Origin of the sequence: Bartonella sp. CL71SXKL (assembly GCF_042194935.1) — a bacterium.
GTDB lineage: Bacteria > Pseudomonadota > Alphaproteobacteria > Rhizobiales > Rhizobiaceae > Bartonella.
Map to the genome: position 1 here is coordinate 51,131 of NZ_JBHINI010000007.1, position 18,525 is coordinate 69,655.

At 33.9% G+C, this 18,525-nt stretch carries 17 protein-coding genes and 1 pseudogene; 10 read left to right on the plus strand and 8 right to left on the minus strand.

The features are described from left to right. Nucleotides 1-31 precede the first annotated feature (31 nt). The 6 genes and pseudogenes from metG (at nucleotide 32) to ACFILA_RS05280 (ending at nucleotide 4,455) form a co-directional block, all read left to right on the plus strand. Nucleotides 32-1,591: a methionine--tRNA ligase gene (gene metG, locus ACFILA_RS05255; protein WP_375660778.1), complete on the plus strand. Its 1,560-nt coding sequence runs from the start codon at nucleotides 32-34 to the stop codon at nucleotides 1,589-1,591. Next, nucleotides 1,581-2,354, plus strand: coding sequence for a TatD family hydrolase (locus tag ACFILA_RS05260; protein WP_273791049.1), 774 nt, complete (start codon nucleotides 1,581-1,583; stop codon nucleotides 2,352-2,354). The genes metG and ACFILA_RS05260 overlap by 11 nt, the downstream gene beginning before the upstream one ends. Nucleotides 2,355-2,364: 10 nt before the next feature. Next, nucleotides 2,365-3,174 carry an MBL fold metallo-hydrolase gene (locus ACFILA_RS05265; protein ID WP_273791050.1) on the plus strand — a complete coding sequence of 270 codons (810 nt, stop codon included), beginning with the start codon at nucleotides 2,365-2,367 and terminating at the stop codon, nucleotides 3,172-3,174. A 109-nt stretch (nucleotides 3,175-3,283) separates the two neighbouring features. After that, complete coding sequence (locus ACFILA_RS05270) at nucleotides 3,284-3,643, plus strand: hypothetical protein (protein ID WP_375613428.1); 360 nt, start codon at nucleotides 3,284-3,286, stop codon at nucleotides 3,641-3,643. A gap of 74 nt (nucleotides 3,644-3,717) precedes the next feature. Continuing rightward, nucleotides 3,718-3,969 (plus strand): annotated as a pseudogene (locus tag ACFILA_RS05275) (MBL fold metallo-hydrolase); the annotation flags it as partial. 123 nt (nucleotides 3,970-4,092) lie between these two features. Beyond that, entirely contained in the window at nucleotides 4,093-4,455 is a 363-nt protein-coding gene (locus ACFILA_RS05280) for a hypothetical protein (protein ID WP_375637625.1), read from the plus strand. Nucleotides 4,456-4,755: 300 nt separating this feature from the next. Here the strand turns inward: ACFILA_RS05280 and ACFILA_RS05285 are convergent, their stop codons facing one another. From ACFILA_RS05285 to pcsA, 3 genes are read right to left on the minus strand one after another with little or no spacing between them, the layout of a single operon-like run. Then, a complete protein-coding gene (locus tag ACFILA_RS05285) occupies nucleotides 4,756-5,172 on the minus strand; it encodes a DUF6163 family protein (protein WP_273791052.1) in 417 nt (138 codons plus the stop codon). Further along, entirely contained in the window at nucleotides 5,169-6,215 is a 1,047-nt protein-coding gene (locus ACFILA_RS05290) for an enoyl-CoA hydratase/isomerase family protein (protein ID WP_375660779.1), read from the minus strand. Before ACFILA_RS05290 ends, ACFILA_RS05285 begins: the two co-directional genes overlap by 4 nt. Nucleotides 6,216-6,236: 21 nt before the next feature. After that, entirely contained in the window at nucleotides 6,237-7,055 is an 819-nt protein-coding gene (gene pcsA, locus ACFILA_RS05295; RefSeq protein WP_375659996.1) for a phosphatidylcholine synthase, read from the minus strand. A 182-nt stretch (nucleotides 7,056-7,237) separates the two neighbouring features. Here pcsA and ACFILA_RS05300 point away from each other — a divergent pair, with 182 nt between their 5' ends. The 4 genes from ACFILA_RS05300 to sodC all read left to right on the plus strand — a co-directional run bounded on the left by ACFILA_RS05300 (nucleotide 7,238) and on the right by sodC (nucleotide 10,519). Further along, the gene (locus ACFILA_RS05300) at nucleotides 7,238-8,464 is read left to right on the plus strand and encodes a UbiH/UbiF family hydroxylase (RefSeq protein ID WP_375637628.1); all 1,227 of its coding nucleotides are present in this window, start codon (nucleotides 7,238-7,240) and stop codon (nucleotides 8,462-8,464) included. 427 nt (nucleotides 8,465-8,891) lie between these two features. Next, nucleotides 8,892-9,236, plus strand: a complete 345-nt coding sequence (locus tag ACFILA_RS05305; protein WP_273791056.1) for a hypothetical protein — start codon at nucleotides 8,892-8,894, stop codon at nucleotides 9,234-9,236. Next, nucleotides 9,214-9,570, plus strand: coding sequence for a hypothetical protein (locus ACFILA_RS05310; protein ID WP_375631138.1), 357 nt, complete (start codon nucleotides 9,214-9,216; stop codon nucleotides 9,568-9,570). The genes ACFILA_RS05305 and ACFILA_RS05310 overlap by 23 nt, the downstream gene beginning before the upstream one ends. 421 nt (nucleotides 9,571-9,991) lie before the next feature. Beyond that, nucleotides 9,992-10,519, plus strand: coding sequence for a superoxide dismutase [Cu-Zn] SodC (gene sodC, locus ACFILA_RS05315; protein ID WP_375631139.1), 528 nt, complete (start codon nucleotides 9,992-9,994; stop codon nucleotides 10,517-10,519). A 542-nt stretch (nucleotides 10,520-11,061) separates the two neighbouring features. On the opposite strand, the gene ACFILA_RS05320 is transcribed toward sodC, so the two are convergent. The 5 genes from ACFILA_RS05320 to ACFILA_RS05340 all read right to left on the minus strand — a co-directional run bounded on the left by ACFILA_RS05320 (nucleotide 11,062) and on the right by ACFILA_RS05340 (nucleotide 18,515). Continuing rightward, nucleotides 11,062-12,000: a COG2958 family protein gene (locus tag ACFILA_RS05320; RefSeq protein WP_375631140.1), complete on the minus strand. Its 939-nt coding sequence runs from the start codon at nucleotides 11,998-12,000 to the stop codon at nucleotides 11,062-11,064. Between the two features lie 376 nt (nucleotides 12,001-12,376). Then, nucleotides 12,377-15,130, minus strand: coding sequence for a DEAD/DEAH box helicase (locus tag ACFILA_RS05325; RefSeq protein WP_375660780.1), 2,754 nt, complete (start codon nucleotides 15,128-15,130; stop codon nucleotides 12,377-12,379). 22 nt (nucleotides 15,131-15,152) lie between these two features. Further along, nucleotides 15,153-16,793 (minus strand): site-specific DNA-methyltransferase, encoded by a 1,641-nt coding sequence (locus ACFILA_RS05330; protein WP_375660781.1) that lies wholly within the window; start codon nucleotides 16,791-16,793, stop codon nucleotides 15,153-15,155. A gap of 83 nt (nucleotides 16,794-16,876) precedes the next feature. Then, nucleotides 16,877-17,278 (minus strand): SUF system Fe-S cluster assembly protein, encoded by a 402-nt coding sequence (locus ACFILA_RS05335; RefSeq protein WP_273791253.1) that lies wholly within the window; start codon nucleotides 17,276-17,278, stop codon nucleotides 16,877-16,879. Next, complete coding sequence (locus ACFILA_RS05340) at nucleotides 17,271-18,515, minus strand: cysteine desulfurase (protein ID WP_273791254.1); 1,245 nt, start codon at nucleotides 18,513-18,515, stop codon at nucleotides 17,271-17,273. Before ACFILA_RS05340 ends, ACFILA_RS05335 begins: the two co-directional genes overlap by 8 nt. Between the last annotated feature and the right edge of the window lie 10 nt (nucleotides 18,516-18,525).

Here is an 18,525-nt window from a genome sequence, read left to right on the forward strand (position 1 = left end):
TTTATTTATAGCGTTTTACAACGAGTATGACATGCGTGACACATATTACATAACAACTCCCATTTTTTATCCTAATGGTGCTCCACATATTGGACATGCTTATAGTGCAATTGCAAGCGATGTTTTAGCCCGCTTTCAACGGTTAAACGGAAAAAATGTATTTTTTCTTTCTGGTACAGATGAGCATGGTCTCAAGATGCAACAAACAGCAGCTGCATTAGGCATGACACCTCAGCAGCTTGCAGATCGTAATAGTGCGGTGTTTCAAAAAATGCTTGCAGTATTAAATTGTTCTAACGATGATTTTATCCGTACGACAGAAGAACGCCATTATCAAGCTTGTCAAGAAATTTGGAAAAAGATGGAAGCAAATGGCGATATTTATCTCGGTCGTTATACGGGGTGGTATTCGGTTCGCCAAGAAGCCTATTATGAAGAAAAAGATACGGAAGTTGGACCAGACAACATCCGTCGTGAGAAGGAATTAGGCTCTCCAGTTGAATGGAATGAAGAAGAAAGTTATTTTTTTAAACTTTCTCATTATGAAAAGGCTCTTCTTGAATATTATGAAAAACATCCTGATTTTATTGCTCCATTTGAGCGGCGTAATGAAATTATAAGTTTTATCAAATCAGGTTTAAAAGATATCTCTATTTCACGCGCAAGTTTTAACTGGGGAATTGCTGTTCCTGAGAATCCAAAGCACGTGATGTATGTCTGGGTTGATGCGCTTACAAATTATCTATCAGCAATAGGTTTTTTCAATGAAAATTCAAAAAAACGTGATTTTTGGCCTGCAAATACGCATATTATTGGTAAGGATATTATTCGTTTTCATGCAGTCTATTGGCCGGCATTTTTAATGTCTGCTGGAATTGAATTGCCTAAAAATATTTTTGCACATGGTTTTTTACTTAATCGTGGTGCAAAAATGTCAAAATCTATTGGAAATGTCGTTGATCCTTTTGAAATGGTTGAACACTATGGTCTTGATCAGGTCCGTTATTTCCTTCTCCGTGAAGTGCCATTCGGACAAGATGGTAGTTATAGTCATGAAAGCCTTGTGAACCGTATTAATGCTGATCTTGCTAATGATCTTGGTAATTTAGCACAGCGCTGTTTGTCTATGATTGCCAAAAATTGTAATGCACAAGTCCCGAAACCAGCTTCATTTTCAGCTCAAGATAAACAGCTTTTAGAACAATCTCTTCAAGTACTTGAAACTGTACACCAAGCTATATCTTCTTATAGTATGCATTTAGCACTTTCAGCTATTTTTTCAATTGTAGCAGATGCCAATCGCTATTTTGCCAACGAACAACCTTGGAGTTTACGTAAAAATGATCGAGAGCGATTTTCTACAGTTCTTTATATAACTGTAGAAATCTTGCGGAGAATAGGAATTATGCTTTTGCCTTTCATACCCCAATCAGCAGCGAAACTTCTTGATAGCCTTGCGGTTGCTGAAGATGATCGGTTATTGTATCATATAAGTCATTCAAAAATTCAAGAAGGGCTTGATCTTCCACCACCAGAACCAATTTTTCCTCGTTATATCTTGAAGAAAGAAGATACTCATCATGTTGATTGATACACATTGTCATCTTGATTTTGAAGATTTTTCACAAGATTTGGATAATGTTATCCAACGGGCTTTAGATGCTGACGTTAAACGTATGATAACAATTTCAACCCATGTTTATAAGTTAGATAAGCTGTTAGCCATTGCGCAAAGCTATGATCAAGTCTTTTGTTCCGTTGGAACACACCCCAATCATGCGCATGAAGAACAAAATATTACAGCGGAAGAGCTTATACAGCTCTCGAATCACCCTAAAATTGTTGCGTTTGGGGAAGGGGGACTTGATTATCATTATGATTATTCTACTCCAGAAGAGCAAAAGAAAGTTTTTCATGAACATATCATTGCTTCTCGAGAAACACAGATTCCTCTTGTTATACATTCACGCAATGCCGATATCGATATGGAGAAAATATTACGTGAACAGACAAAAGAAGGAGCTTTTCCCTTTATCCTTCATTGTTATTCGTCTGGAATGCAACTTGCTCGTGCTGGAATTGAACTTGGTGGTTATATTTCTTTTTCAGGTATTCTTACTTTTAAAAACGCATTTGAAATCCGTGAAATAGCAAAAATTGTGCCCCATGAGCATTTGTTAGTGGAAACAGATGCTCCATTTTTAGCACCTAGTCCCCATCGGGGCAAAACAAATGAACCATCTTTTGTATGTTATACAGCAGCTGTTTTGGCTGAAACAATTGGCTTAAGCATTGAAGAAACAGCTCAAATAACAACGCGTAATGCTTTTCGTTTATTTAGCAAAATGAAATAAGGCAAAAGATATGTGTGATCAATACCGATTTACAATATTAGGTTGTGGTCCTTCTCCAGGAGTGCCAAGACCTAATGGTGATTGGGGAACATGTGATCCGAATAACCCTAAAAATAAACGCTACAGAAGTTCTTTATTAGTTGAACGTATTAAACCTTCAGGAGAAAAAACAACGATCGTTATTGATACAGGTCCAGATTTTCGCTCACAAATGATCGATGCGCGTGTAAGCCATCTTGATGCTGCTCTTTACACGCATTCTCATGCAGACCATATCCACGGTATTGATGATTTACGCAGCTATGCACTTGCACAAAAATGTTTAATAGATATCTATGCCGACAGATTTACACTAGAGCATCTCAAAAGTGCTTTCGGATATTGTTTTCAAACTCCAAAAGATTCATCTTATTCTCCCATTTTAAAAGAGCATCTTATCAATGAAGATAGCCAATTTATTATTCAGGGGCAGGGCGGAGAAATAAGCGTCAATACACATTTACAACACCACGGAAACATTCATTCCTTAGGTTTTCGGATTGGGAATGTTGCCTATTGTACGGATGTTAGTAAATTTCCTGAAAAAACTTTATCCAAATTAATGGATTTGGATGTTCTCATCATTGAAGCTCTTCAATTTAAATTCCATCCGAGTCATTTTTCTGTTGATCAAGCATTACAGTGGATAGAATATTTAAAGCCAAAACAAGCAATACTCACACATATGGACAGATCGCTGGATTACAATAAGGTTATAAATTACGTTCCATCCTATGTAAAACCTGCATATCAAGGTCTTACTTTTGAAACAGATGCATAAGCTTATTATGCGCAATATTTTAAGTTAAATAAAATACTTTTAAATTTATCCTTTATTTTATTTCATTTTTGACATATTTAGTGTTTTTTATGTCAAAAATGAGGCTTTTATGTATAAGAATTTTAAGCGGGGTGTATGTATTGTGGTTTTAGCGGTTTCCTTAACAGCATGTGGGGGGCGTTTAGAAAAAAATATTGCAACGACAACATTACATGACGGATCAATGAGTTGTGCCGATATTCAACGGGAGTTTTTTGCTAATAAACGTCAGATTAATGATACAATTGCAGAGCGTTCTAAAGCAAGAAATAAGAACGTGGCTTTAGCAGCGGCAAGTGTTGTATTTGTACCTGCTTTGTTTTTTATGGATACTAAATCCAGTGAAAGTAATGAAATTTCGGCTTTAAACAATCGTAATGCTGTTTTGAGTGATCTTGCACGTATGAAACGTTGTAAAATAATGCAATAATTTTCCTTATTTTATTATACGTAATTTCACTATCACTATTTTTGGTCTTTAAGGAATGTACTTTAAAGACCAATTGCACAGATGTTAGTGAGTTTCCTGAAAAAACGTTATCCAAATTAATGGGTTTGGATGTTCTCATCATTGAAGCTCTTCAATTTAAATCTCACCCAAGTCATTTTTCTGTTGATCAAGCATTACAATGGATAGAATATTTAAAGCCAAAACAAGCAATACTCACACATATGGATAGATCGCTGGATTACAATGTGGTCGCAAATTACGTCCCATCCTATGTAAAACCTGCATATCAAGGTCTTACTTTTTAAACAGATGCGTGAACTTATTAACGAAATATATTTTTGTTGATAGTATATTTGTTAAAATTTTAATCTTACTTTTGCTCTATTTAAATCTCATTAAAAACATTTTGTGTTAAAAGTGAGGTTTTTATGTATAAAGAAAATTTTAAATGGGGTGTATGTATTGTCGTTTTAGCGTTTTTTTTGACAGCATGTGGGGGGCGTTTAGAAAAAAATATTCCAGTTACCACATTACATGATGGAACAATGAGTTGTTCTGATATTCAACGGGAATTTTTTGCTAATAAGCGCCAAATCGATGCTACAATTAGAGAGCGTTATAAAGCAAGAAATAAAAATGCGGCTTTAGCAGCAACAAGTCTTGTATTTCTTCCTGCTTTGTTTTTTATAGATCCTAAATCCAGTGAAAGTAATGAAATTTCAGCTTTAAATAACCGTAATGCTGTTTTGAATGATCTTGCACGTACGAAACGTTGTCAAATAGCACAATAATTTTTCTTAGTTTTATTATACGTAATTTCATTTTTTGGTCTTTAAGGAATGTACTTTAAAGACCAAATTTTATTTTAAAAGTAAATTGTATGATATAAATATTATGATGATGTTTTAAAGTAGGGTTTTCTTTTTGGATAAAGGATTTATCTTCTGTATCATATTATCGCATAATATATATTATGGAACTTTATAGAAAAAGTATATCTAGCATCAGCGCTTTGAAGAACGAATCTTTAAAATGAGCTACTTACGTTAGCTAAGATTGAAAATCGAGCCTGTTATTCTGGCTCGAAAATTTCAATCACAATGTTTTTTATTTTTTACTCTTTTAAAAAAAATCATCACAATTTGTAGTGCTATAAAAGCTAAAAACAATATTCCATGAAATAATGGTACAAATGGCTGATAAATAAAATCGGAATAATACATTGTTATTGCTTCAATCAATGCTGCAATACACCACACAATGATGCCCCATAGTGAATACATCCAAAGTCCAACTAAGGCAATAGGATAGAGAATAGCCAATATAACTGATGCAAATTGCCACTGCCAAGGCATAAGATCAAAACGCCATAGAATACCTGGAAAAACACCAACAAGGCGTATCCAATAACAAATACCTAGAACTAAGCAAATAAGTGCCAAAAACCGTAAGTAACAGTTATAGATTAAATTGATTTTTGAAATCTGTTTGTGAGAATTATTTTTCACAATAATAACTCTTGTTCAACAGGTTGGAAGTAAGAATCTACCATTTCATCTGTCACATTTGAAAGTTTATCTGGCTGCCATTGAGGTCTTTTATCCTTATCGATTAACATAGCACGTATACCTTCATAAAAATCATGTGAATGAATCATATGATGCGCTATGCGGTTTTCAATTTTCATACAATCTTCCAACGTTTGAGATGAATTTTGTTTCATTTGTTTCCAGATAACTTTTAAACTTGTCGGGGAACGTGACTGCAAAATATCATAACATTCTTTAGCAAATAAAACATCTTCATTGCTTTTTTTATGTAGCAACTCAAGACATTCTTCTAAGCTATGGGCACTAAAACAACTGTTAATAATACAACGTATTTCATGACTTGTTTCATAGTCTTTTGTAATTGCTCGCTCGTTTAAAGCTAAAGTGGGATCTCCTTGCTCAATAACAGCTTTTCTAATCATATCGAATTCAGTTTCAGCAACGGCGTGTGTTGCTAATCCTAAATTTAAGCAATCTCCCCACTTTATGCGTGCGCCCGTTAATGCAAGATAGATGCCAAAATGATTGGGAAGAGATGGTAAGAAAAAACTTGCACCTACATCTGGGAAAAATCCAATCGCACCTTCTGGCATAGCAAAAACTGTATTTTCTGTAACAATTCGATGCGAACCATAGAGAGAAATACCGACCCCTCCTCCCATCCAAATACCGTTTAAGAAAGAAATGTAGGGCTTTGAAAAATGTTTGATATAAGCATTTAAGCTATATTCATCCCTAAAGTATTGACAAGCAGCAACACTTTTCCCCATATGATAGATTTCTACAACATCTCCACCAGCACAAAAAGCACGCCCCTCCCCTTCAATTAAGACACAAGAAACATTATCATCTGTTTCCCATGTTCTGAGAGCTTTTTTTAAAGCTGAAACCATTCGTTGATTAAGAGCGTTTAATGCTGAAGGACGTGTGAGCTTTATAATACCAGCCCGCCCTTCTTTCGTAAAAGAAATATCATCATCTGCTCCAAAATTAATTTGCATCTCACACCCTTCTTAAAACAACTATTTCATTGTTTTTTTTATATTTTTTGCCCCAAGTTGAGGAAATATTTGCATGATTGCACCAATACAATATATATAAATTCCTGTTACCGAAATTCCTATTTTAATCCAATAGGGAGCCTCTAGTTGATAAAAGAAGGCAGAAATACCAAAAAAACACCATAAGAGAAAAATGGGAAAATTAACCCTACGTAAACGAAGGACTCTTACTGGATGAATAAAATAAATTGGCAAAAAAGATATAATCGCCGATAAAACAATAATGATAAAAGTAATCCACTCTCCTGGTCTGACGACAAAAAGCGTAAAAATCATCATATTCCAAACAACAGGAAATCCTTTAAAAAAATTTTCTTTGGTTTTCATACTAGTATCTGCATAATAAATAGCAGATGAAATAACAATAATTGCACTCAATGAAAATGATAACCCTACCCCCATAAAACCACTTTGATAGAGTGCAAAGGCAGGAATTAAGACATAAGTCACGTAATCAATAATATTATCTAACAGCTCTCCAGACCATGTTGGAAGAACGTATTTAACATCAAGTTTACGTGCAATTGGTCCATCTATACCATCAACGAGAAGAGCAAGCCCAAGCCAACAGAACATAGCTGTCCATTCTTTTTGAGAGGCTGATATAAGAGAAAGAAACGCTAAAAATGATCCCGAAGCTGTTAGTAAATGAACAGAAAAGGCCTTTGCTTGTGGCATTGTTACTTTTTTATGGCGTAATAATTTAGCATTTGTTTTGATTTTCTTTGTTAGTTTACGTTTCAAGTTTTTCTTATCCTCGTTTTTAAAGTCTTCAACCATCTATCAATACGCCATTTTTTACCGATGATATAACTCAGCATTTTAAAAAATCATAAAAAGGTTACTTTTTTATATCGCATTATTTATTACATACTATAATAGAAGAGCTTCATATAATAAAAAGAGAGCGATCATTTGGAAATGTTAAAATATTTTCTCAATGGAGAAAGGTTCAAGTCATTGTGATATTTGAAAAGGAAGAGCATAAAGATATTGCTGTTATTGGTGCAGGCCCTGTCGGAATGTTAGCGGCGCTGAGTCTTGCACATGAGGGGCTTTCTGTTTTTCTTGTTGGGCCCCCTGCTCATACAGATGAGTTACGGACAACTGCTCTTATGATGCCTGCAATACGCATGCTTCAAAAACTCAATATTTGGGATAATCTTCAAAAACATGCAGCAGCTTTATCTTCCATGAGAATTATAGATATAACTTCTAGAATTGTGCATGCTCCTACGGTGCATTTTTCTTCTGCTGAAATTGGTGAAAAAGCTTTTGGCTATAATATACCTAATGTAAAATTGAACAGTGCTTTAGTCGATGCTGTTACACATACGCCCAATATTACAAGATTTGTTTCTGCAGCCAAATCTGTTCATCACACAAAAAAACATGTATGTATTACTCTTGCTGATTGTAGAGTCATTCAAGCACCACTTGTTATTGCAGCTGATGGACGTCACTCTCTTACACGTGCCGCAGCAGGGATAAGTGTCAAACAGTGGAATTATCCACAAAAAGCACTTGTTCTCAACTTTTCTCATGAGTTTTCTCATCAAAATACATCAACCGAATTTCATACAGAACACGGTCCATTTACACAGGTTCCACTACCAGGACGAAGATCTAGTCTTGTATGGGTTGTTCATCCTTCCCGTGCTGAAGAATTATTGAATACAGAACCAAAAACAATTGCAAAAATGATCGAAAACAAAATGCAATCAATGCTTGGAAAGCTAAGCTTAGAAACATCAATTCAAGCATGGCCGCTTTTCGGACTTCTTTCTCGTCATTTTGCTGCTAATCGAACAATTTTAGTTGGTGAAGCCGCTCATGTTTTCCCCCCTATTGGGGCACAAGGATTGAATTTAGGATTCCGTGATGTCCAAACTTTAATTGATATTTTACCTAATAAAATATCCAATTCTAACTCTGAAATGATTGTTGCACATTATAACAAATGTCGCAAACCAGATATATTAATCCGAAGTGGAGCTGTTCATACACTGAACTCTGCTCTACTTTCTCATATGTTGCCTGTTCATATCATACGAAGCATTGGGCTTGGTTTGTTACATAGTTTTCCACCATTACGTAATTTATTTATGCGCGAAGGAATGTATCCGGGTTATGGATTCAAGGAAATTATGCAAATATCTCCAACAAAATCATCAAAACAGCCCTACTGAACAATAATGGATAATAACGTAAAATAAAAAAATAATAAATTGCATTTTGCAATCATATCATATTACTGATGCAAAAAATATCTTTGTTCTTTCTAGGAAAGAAAAAATTATTATATATATTTAGCATATTGATATGAAATAAGATAAAACTTAATTATAGACTAAAGCTTAAATTGTAAAGATATCTTGCTAAATCACATCTGTTAAATTTTGCACTATAAAGAAAATGAAAAATAATACCGTTTTTAAAGAGTTATTTTATAATATTAATTTTAATAAGAAAATAAATAATAAAAAACAGTTTTATTTAATCAATAGATTTTAAAATCTTTTTATTATTAAGTATAATATTAAAAATAAAATCATCTTTGGAACCTGTTAGTAACACAGAGGTTAATGAAGTGTTGTTTTAACAAATGGTAACAAGATGACACTAAATAAATTTTTGAAATTAAGTACTTTTTTTATAATGATTGTATGTGTCTCGTTGATAGTCACTACTTCAATAAGTGAAGTTTTTCACCTTCCTTATTGTCAAACCTTTACCTATAGCTCTACTCAAAATGTCACTAAAATAGGTCAGAACTCATTTACTGCTTCACAAGTTAAAAATTGTCTTATGCAAAATGGTTTTGAGAATATTAAACGATTGCGTTTAGATGACAATGGCATCTGGCGTGCTTTAGTAAAATTTAAAAAGTCCCATTTTTTCGTATCCGTTGACTATTCAGGAACAGTTAGCATTCAAAATGAAAGAAAAGAATATGATTGATTTTAAAACTTACAGCAACGTTTCTTTTTACAGCCGTAAGAAAAAAAATTTAAAAAAGTGCTGCCATTCTATTAAAGAATTTGCTTTCATTGGCGGTTTAAATGGAAGCATATCAGGAGCTATCGCGGCAATTCTTTCAGCTTATGGTTATATTGCTCTTCCAGGATTTGGTCCAGTTATCGCAATGGGTATAGGAGTAGCACTTTCTGCCGGAATAATAATAGGAGCACTGATAGGATCAGGAATGGGAGGAAGTGTCGGTATATGCTGTATTTTATGGGAAATTTATATGAATCATAATAATTCTTTCTCTTATAAATTTCATAATGAATAGAAATTTCTCGTCATTTTTTCTATGAAAAACAATTAAATCATCAACAAATTATATGTTCTTTTTTTTGATGAAACGATTATCATATTATAAATGAAATAACATCTAACTTATTAAAACTGTTTGCTTAATTCTTTATTATACATCAAAAAAGTAGATTTTTTAAAGCATCTCTTGAAGAAATGTAAGCGAGATATAATTATCAGTCTATGGAAGCTACATTTTTTATAGATCAAAAAATGAAAGTTATGTTTAGAAATATATATATAAACATACTTTAATTTATTTGCTCTTTCTAATAACTAATATTTCTATTTAAATTATTTTTGTAAAAGTTCAATTTAAGACACTTATATAATATATTATTAATATAGATTATTAATTATAGATAATAATCTATTTAAAATAAGTATAAAGGTATTTTATGAAAAAAATATTATTATCATTATTGTTTTTTATGGCATTTTTAATTCATAAAAATTCTGTATTAGCACTATCAACACAAGTAAATATTTATAAATTAGAAGATAACAATTTCAAAAAGGCTATTGGTAGCATTAAAATTGAAGAAAACACGTACGGTTTGATTTTCATCCCTAATTTATCTACTTTATCAGAAGGGATGCATGGTTTTCATGTACATGTGAATCCTTCATGTGATACAAAAGATGGCATAATTGGTGGAAGCGCAGGTGGACATTATGATCCGGAACATACCGGAAAACATTTAGGACCTTATAATGTCAATGGTCATCTTGGTGATTTACCAGCACTTTATGTTGATAAGCACGGATATGCCATAATGAGCGTTCTTGCTCCACGATTAAAAAAAATCTCTGAAATTAAAGGGCGCTCTTTAGTCATTCATTTAGGGGCTGATAATCAATCAGATGAACCATTACCGCTTGGCGGAGGTGGTGCACGTTTAGCGTGCGGTATTATTGAAAAATAAAGAGAGTATTGTGGCAAACTGTGATAGTACACCCCTTTACTATAAGATGTGAGAAAAATTTATTTTCTAAATCTATTTCAAGAAATTGAGTAAACTGTGTGAATATTTTATAAAATTAATATTTTTGAATGTTTACTTCGGATAATAAAAAACTTAATAATAATCAAAATGAACAGCAGTAGAAATTAAAGAAATAGTAGTGTAAATTCTCCGTAAGAAGACTTCAATATGAGAAAGTAATATTTTTAATGCTTGATATAAACAAAGCAAAAAAGTCGAATTTCACTCTCTAAAGTAGCAAATTTGTAATAAATTATAGTCATTAAGTCTAGTATCTAATGGAATCATGCCCAATGCACAAAATAGAACAGGCCTAAAACAGAATTTTTACTCTTCCCCGACTCAACCCCACTCATGAGGTACGCGAAAAAAATTTAATTGATACAATATCAATATAATAAGTCAAACAAAATAGTTAGAGTAATTTTTCATCACTCTGAAAAAAGGGCTTTTAAACAATGGAGTCTTTTTAAAAATACCCCTCATAGATACATATGATCCCAATCTAGAGAACGCATCTCACCAGTTTGATAAAATTGACGAATAAGCTTAATATAATCAAGAAAATCTTTGTTTTCCTCCACTAATCTATTAGCAGTATCCCAGTCAATATCACTACGTTCTTTGGCAGGAATTAAGATCTCACTCTCGGAAGAGTTTTCCTTATTAAGTCTTATAAATCCAATTCCATGCAAACTTGAAAGCATCCGAAGCTCTTTTAATGTATCAACTCCTTCAATTTCACTAGCTACTAAATAACTCAAATTAGCCCATGAAGAATTACTAACTGTTTGAAAAAATGCTTTTCGTAAATTTGAACGATTGATGAGAATTTTTACTTCAAAAGACCAAAGCTTTGTCTTTTTATCAAAATATTGCAAAACACAGTCTTTGATTTCACGATTCCATTCCTTGCTTAAATCTTGCATCCCTACGAGATCTGGATAAAGCCATTTATTTCCGCCTGCACCATGTTTATTACGAGAACATTTCTCATTAATGCGCTTGCTATAAACTGCAAGCTCTGACCATAAAAATTTAGATAATAACGGATAAAGATCATGCTCTTTAACAGAGCTACCTTCTGTTCTACTCTTTGCATTGTCCTCTATTGCGTCAATTTCAGCACTATCTGTTTGTTTAGTAAAATAATATTGTCGCGGTCGTCCTTCAGTGGTTTTAATTTCTGAATAACGCTTTTGTAATTGAGGGCGCTGCGATCCTATTTCAGCAACAATTTGCTGAATAAGAGCTGCATCACTATTAAGGGGATTGATTATCGCCGTTGAATGCTTTTGTTTTTGGCGGCATTTCTCTGGGTAATTTTCAAATATCCATTGAGCAATTTCTCGAGCTGTAAACTTTTTCGTCGGGTTTTTCTTTAAAAAATTAAAAACAGTATTTGTTAAATTTAAAGTCATATGAAAAACTCCCCCTTTTATCCTCTGGGTATTTCATTATATTCAAGCGTTTTAAATGAAAGAACAATAAACTGTTTAAGTTTTTTAAAAAAAGAACATTTATCAAATTACTCAATAAAATCAAAATATTTTTTTAATTTATGACTATAACTCAAAGATCTTTTCACATAACGAAAATAAGATTGTACTTTTATAAAAAATTGTAAATGTGCTACAAATCCCCATACAAAAGCATAATCTTGTATAACTTTTCTATACATTTTTCTTTTTATTTTAACGTCGTTAGAAAAAAGTTAAAAATAATTATTCAAACATTTGATTGAACCTCACACCCGTCAATTAAAAAACTTATGTGTTTTATTTTTGAAGCAAAAAGTTACGAGCTCTCAAGTATAGATTCTGAAATGGTAAACTCTGCACACAAACCTTCAAAACTACTATTTGCTTTAATAGCATCATGGGGAATAAGAACATAATACCATTTTTTATCGCCATAAGTCGCCGCATAGCGCGTTGCATGACAACACCATTGAACTGCAGCTTCTCTCTTTTTTAAAACAATAGGATTTTGCATTTCAGAGGCTTTTTTAGGCTCACAAAGATATTTGGCATCCTTCGTTTCTACAACAAAGTCCGGTTCATAAGTCGATCCTTTATCATATTCTATTCTGAAAAAACCTCGAGCGGGTTTCATCCATTTCAAGACTTGTGCATCATCCTCTAATATTTGAGCAAATCGTAATTCCCCTTCTACTGAATCAAACTTTTGTAAAGGATAACAGCATTTTCTAAAGCCGCTGAATACAAGTTTTTTAATATCACTTTTAATGGCAGGAATATTACGAAAATCAAGAGGAGACGTCCCTTGCGGTAACACATAATGGATAGGTGATAAAGTTGCAAAACCTCGTGTAACTTTAACCGCATAATCTTTTTGCGTTTCCCATTGATGTTCTCTTAATTGCGCAACAATAAAACTAGTAAGCTTGTGCTGATAGTGAATTAATACGTTCTCAACAGCTGTATCATTGGGTAAATAAGATCGGAAATGTTCTACTATCTGACTAGCTAATTTTCGTAATAAGAGCGTATGGTTATCATAATCAACAAAGTCATTATCAATCAAACCACGAATGAGGTAGTTTTTAAGATAAGGCTCTTTTACATATTCATTCTTAGAAGTAAGAAAAATGCTTTTATGGGTACGCAATTCTCGAATTAAAAGTTCTTTACTAACAGGTTGAAAATTTAAGATTTCTAGATTTTTTAAATCAAAATCATAAAAACCATAAGTAACATCACGCGAAGGTATGAGTATAATATTTGGAATATCTATTATCAGTTCTGTTAATTGTTTTGTCAGAATTGTCACCACTTTTGATACAAGAGACTTTTGTGATGAAGGCTTAATATTCATAACTTTATTAGCAATTTTTTCTTGTATCTGTGCAGAACAAAGCATTTGAGAACTTGGCAATTTATCATTCTCTTTGATAAGATCCCACGCGATCGCTGCAATTTCTTGCTCCTCAGGCGTTAATGTAGGGGAATCTGTATTACGTAATATGATACCTTGTAAATCAGAAGATGCTCCATTTATATCGGAATTACGTGTTACCATCGTTTGCATCAATAAAGCTTCTACTTGACTTGGAACTGTCACTATATCGGTCTTTTCAAAGGGGATATTCCCTCCTGTTCCAATCTCAATATGCTTTTTTATAATTGAGTTTGGATCGTTTGCACGATCAATAATATCTTGAAAACGATCATGCGCAATAATTGTTAAACGATCAATAGCTTCCACGCCTGTTCTATACCCATAAGGCAAACGCAATCCACGCCCAATTGTTTGCTCTGTTAAAATTTCTGAAGCCGATGCACGCAACGGTACAATAGTATAGAGATTCGTAACATCCCACCCCTCCTTTAATTTATTAACGTGAATAACAATTTCTGTTGGGTTATGAGAATCTTCAATTGCAATCAGCTTTTGAATATTTTGATCTTCTTCTATATTCGACTGTTTTGTATGAATCTCTATAACTTTTCTCTTATAAGCTCCTGCAAAAAAATCATCTGATTCCAATAAATCACGCAATTTCTGTGCATGATTTGTATCTTGAGCGACAACTAAAATAAAAGGCTTAACGAACTTTTTGTTATAATCTTTTGCATAGACAATTAAATCTGCTTTCACGTTTTCATGGGCATGAATTGCATCTTGTAATTTGATATGTTCTAATTGTTCAGATGTATAATTTTGAGGTTGAAAATCTTTACGTGTAGCAACAGCAGGCTCTTTTACAAAACCATCCCTCATAGCCTCTGCAAGTGAATAACTATAGACAACATTTTTAAAATCTACGGGTTTTGCACCTATTGTTTTTGGTGTCGCTGTAAGCTCTATTCCTAAAACAGGTTTTAACTCATTAATTGCCGCCGCACCAGCAGAAGCTCGATAACGATGTGCTTCATCCATTAACAAAACTAAATCAGGAAGATTTGCGAGATAATCAAAATAACTTTCGCCAATTGTCTCTTGTAAGCGTTTAATCCTCGGCATACTAGATTTTAGTGCGCCTTTTTTATTATCTGTTGTATTAATTTTAGAAATATTAAAAATATTGATAAAGGCCGTATCTCTATTCTCAAACAAACGCTTTTGTCCTTCAAAATGGTGTTCATCAACGCGAATACCTTTACCACTTTCATAATCTTCACCTGTAATAATAACGGGTCTATTGGCAATAAATTCACTCATTCCACTGAAAACATACTTCGGACTTTGGGGACTAAAATCCTGTTTTAACTTTTCATAAATAGTCAAATTTGGCGCTAAAACAAAAAAATGGCGACTGCGACCTGTTAAATAAAGATAGCTAATAAAAGCCCCCATAAGTCGCGTTTTTCCAACACCTGTTGCTAAGGCAAAACAAAAAGAGGGAAAGTTTCGTTCAAAATCTTGTACAGAAGGATAAAGATTTTTTATCACTTCTAACTCTGCAACCAAATCAGCATTTTTAGAAAGCTCTATATTTTCTAAGATTTTAACCAAAATATTTAAAGATTCACGTTGAGGATCACGTAACGATAAGCGAGCAGAAATCCTTTTTTCAATAGTGTTCATGAAAAACTCCGCTTTTTATATACTATTCAAATAAATCTAATTCTGCTTGCGCAATATCTTTATTTTTGTTGTTTTCTTTTACCACAATCACTGGTTCAAGATTGGCTACATTTAAACTGTAATTGTCCCTTCCCCATTCGCATTTTTCTAACACTGCACGGGGGATTTTAGTGAGTGTCAGATTTTCAAAGGATGCTGATTTTGTATCAAAGGCTGTACCACAAATCAGCAACGTGCGATGAGAGCCTACCTCTTCACTCATTATACGGAGTTGTTCATGGGTCATAGCGCTTGTTGTGACATAAATATAATCTGTTTCGGTTGAGTACCCTTGCATCCAATAATGATTTTCATCAGGTGCATAGGTAAATCCCATATGTTTGCACATTGCTTCTGAAAGCATCGCAGCATTATATTCGCGACTAATAATCCATTGTCCCCATGGATCTTTTTGCAACAGAGAAGGTGCAAGGCTATAATAACGAAATCCACCGCCACCTTGCCAATTGACACTTTTGGAAATTCCCCCTTGATCAGTTCCATCAATGACTTGTTTTAAACGAGGGATAATGTGGGTGTGACAATGTTCACCAAGTTCAATCATAATCCACTTTCTTCCCATTTTATGAGCAACAGCACCGGTTGTGCCGGAACCCGCAAAAGAATCTAAAACAAGATCACCAGGATTAGTGGCAAGTTGAATGATGCGTTCCATTAACCGCTCAGGTTTGGGAGTTGTAAAGACATTATCAGAATTAAAAACTTTGACTTCTCTTTTGGCATCTTGGTTGTGTCCCACTTCTGTATAGAGCCAAATCGTCATTGAAACCATACCATTTTTTACTTCTGATAAAAAACGTTTCATAGAAGGAACATTACTTCCTGTTGGACCAAACCAAATACGATTATCGTTCAATAATTCAAAGAATTTTTTTTTATTCATAGCCCAACTTCTACCATTAGGAGGCATTACCTTGCGTCCAGAAGGTGTGATGATTTCATAAATATCCTTAGGTGTTACTCTTTTTACGGATAAATCTCCAGATTTCCAAGGACCGCGAGGATCATTATCAGGATTTTTATAGCGCGCATCCATATTGTTTGAACGAGGAAGCAATTGAGGGCGCCAAATCGTTTTATCTTTGGCATAAACCATGATAAAATCATGGTTATCGGAAAGCCATTTTGTATCATTTTGTGGAGCATATTTCTTTTGCCAAATAATATTGTTGATGAAATTTTGGCGACCAAAAATTTCATCCATCATCACTTTAAGATAGGCTTGTTCATCATCATCAATTGATATCCAGATACTTCCATCATCCGCCAGTAAATGATGTAACAATTCTAGCCTGTCTCTCATAAGACTGAGCCATATGGAATGCTCTAAACCATCTTCATAATGTTCAAAGGCATTGCCTGTATTATAAGGCGGATCGATATAGATACATTTTACCTTCCCCATATATTCTTTCTCAAGCGCTTTGAGCGCGAGCAAATTGTCACCAAAAATAAGTTTATTATCAAAAATATCTTGGGATGATATTTGATGCGAAGCGTGATAAGATTTTTCAAGATCCTCTAATAAGATACGAGGCTCTAGTTTTGGGCGTTTTTCTTTTCCAATCCAAGTGAGTTCTAGTTTTTGTTTATTATAACTCATGCGATCGTCCTTAAATTCAAACGCTTGTGAAAAGTAAACAGCTTATTCATGAATGGCTAAATTAGAGTCTCTTAACAATACTTTTAGTACCATCCGACAGCAATTTGAGCTTCTTCTGACATACAATCAGGTGTCCATGGTGGATCAAAAGTCATAGTGACTTCAACATACGAAACCCCTTCAACTGCACTGACTGCATTTTCTACCCACCCCGGCATTTCACCAGCAACAGGGCATCCCGGTGCTGTAAGAGTCATTTCAATTTTTACTGAACGATCATCTTCAATATCAATACGATAAATCAGTCCTAGCTCATAAATATCAGCAGGAATCTCTGGGTCATAAACTGTTTTAAGAGCAGCAATAATATCATTCGTCATACGATCAATTTCATCTGCTGGAATTGCTGATATGTAAGATTTTTTATTTTCACTTACAGTTTCAACAGATTCTGTAGAATGACGCTCTTCAATTAATTCAGCCATTAAAAAATGTCCTTGTTTCTTGCAATGCTTCTACCAATTGATCTATATCTTCTTTAGTGTTATACATGGCTAACGATGCGCGGCAAATAGATGTTAGACCAAAGCGCTGTAATAAAGGCTGTGCACAATGAGTTCCCGCACGTATTGCAACCCCTTTTCTATCAATAAACATAGCGATATCATGGGCGTGAATTCCTTCAATTGTAAATGATATAATAGCTCCTTTATTGGGAGAATGACCATAAATACGCAATGACTCAACCATTTTAAGTTTTTCCTGCGCATAAGCTAAAAGGGACCTCTCATGGGCATGAATCGTGCTACGACCTTTCTCTTGTATATAATCAATAGCCGCAGTTAATCCAATAGCTTCAACGATAGGAGGGGTACCTGCTTCAAAACGGTAAGGAGGAGCATTATAAAACACCTTATCGGTTGTTACCTCCTCGATCATTTCCCCTCCCCCTTGAAAAGGACGCATTTCTTCTAATCTATCTTCTTTACCATACAAAACACCAATACCAGTGGGACCATAAAGCTTATGACCTGTAAAGACATACCAATCACAATCGAGATCTTGCACATCAACGGTTAAATGTACTGCTCCTTGAGAACCATCAACAAGAACCGGAATAGAATTTTGATGTGCTAGTTTAATAATCTCTTTAACAGGAGGCACAGTTCCTAATATATTGGACATATGCGTTATAGCAACAAGCCGCGTTTTTTCGCTTAAAGCCTTTTGGAAATCTTCAATGTGCAGAACACCATTTTCATCGACAGGAACAAAAATAAGTTTAACACCTTTTTGTTCACGGAGAAAATGCCAAGGAATAATATTTGAATGATGTTCCATGATCGTTAGAACAATCTCATCACCTTCTTTGAGTTTTGGCATCGCCCAACCATAAGCAACAGTATTAATAGCTTCTGTTGCATTTTTCGTAAAAACAATTTCTTCAGCTTTTTGAGCATTTAGAAAAACACGAACGGTTTCACGAGAATTTTCATAAGATTGTGTTGCTATATTGGCTAAAAAATACATTCCCCTATGCACATTAGCATAACTATAGTGATAATAATTATTCATTGCATTGAGTACTGACATTGGTTTTTGGGCAGAAGCACTACTATCAAGATATGCTAATCGCTTTCCATAAACTTGATGGTGTAAAATAGGAAAATCACGCCGAATTTCTTCGACATTATAAGTAAATGTTTGTACGTTATTTTCCATTTTTTCTACC

What these genes read in the sequence shown, in the direction of transcription:
- metG (WP_375660778.1), top strand. Translation starts at nt 32, where the DNA reads ATGCGTGACACATATTACATAACAACTCCCATTTTTTATCCTAATGGT.
- ACFILA_RS05260 (WP_273791049.1), top strand. Translation starts at nt 1,581, where the DNA reads ATGTTGATTGATACACATTGTCATCTTGATTTTGAAGATTTTTCACAA.
- ACFILA_RS05265 (WP_273791050.1), top strand. Translation starts at nt 2,365, where the DNA reads ATGTGTGATCAATACCGATTTACAATATTAGGTTGTGGTCCTTCTCCA.
- ACFILA_RS05270 (WP_375613428.1), top strand. Translation starts at nt 3,284, where the DNA reads ATGTATAAGAATTTTAAGCGGGGTGTATGTATTGTGGTTTTAGCGGTT.
- ACFILA_RS05280 (WP_375637625.1), top strand. Translation starts at nt 4,093, where the DNA reads ATGTATAAAGAAAATTTTAAATGGGGTGTATGTATTGTCGTTTTAGCG.
- ACFILA_RS05290 (WP_375660779.1), bottom strand. Translation starts at nt 6,215, where the DNA reads ATGCAAATTAATTTTGGAGCAGATGATGATATTTCTTTTACGAAAGAA.
- pcsA (WP_375659996.1), bottom strand. Translation starts at nt 7,055, where the DNA reads ATGGTTGAAGACTTTAAAAACGAGGATAAGAAAAACTTGAAACGTAAA.
- ACFILA_RS05305 (WP_273791056.1), top strand. Translation starts at nt 8,892, where the DNA reads ATGACACTAAATAAATTTTTGAAATTAAGTACTTTTTTTATAATGATT.
- ACFILA_RS05310 (WP_375631138.1), top strand. Translation starts at nt 9,214, where the DNA reads ATGAAAGAAAAGAATATGATTGATTTTAAAACTTACAGCAACGTTTCT.
- sodC (WP_375631139.1), top strand. Translation starts at nt 9,992, where the DNA reads ATGAAAAAAATATTATTATCATTATTGTTTTTTATGGCATTTTTAATT.
- ACFILA_RS05320 (WP_375631140.1), bottom strand. Translation starts at nt 12,000, where the DNA reads ATGACTTTAAATTTAACAAATACTGTTTTTAATTTTTTAAAGAAAAAC.
- ACFILA_RS05325 (WP_375660780.1), bottom strand. Translation starts at nt 15,130, where the DNA reads ATGAACACTATTGAAAAAAGGATTTCTGCTCGCTTATCGTTACGTGAT.
- ACFILA_RS05330 (WP_375660781.1), bottom strand. Translation starts at nt 16,793, where the DNA reads ATGAGTTATAATAAACAAAAACTAGAACTCACTTGGATTGGAAAAGAA.
- ACFILA_RS05335 (WP_273791253.1), bottom strand. Translation starts at nt 17,278, where the DNA reads ATGGCTGAATTAATTGAAGAGCGTCATTCTACAGAATCTGTTGAAACT.
- ACFILA_RS05340 (WP_273791254.1), bottom strand. Translation starts at nt 18,515, where the DNA reads ATGGAAAATAACGTACAAACATTTACTTATAATGTCGAAGAAATTCGG.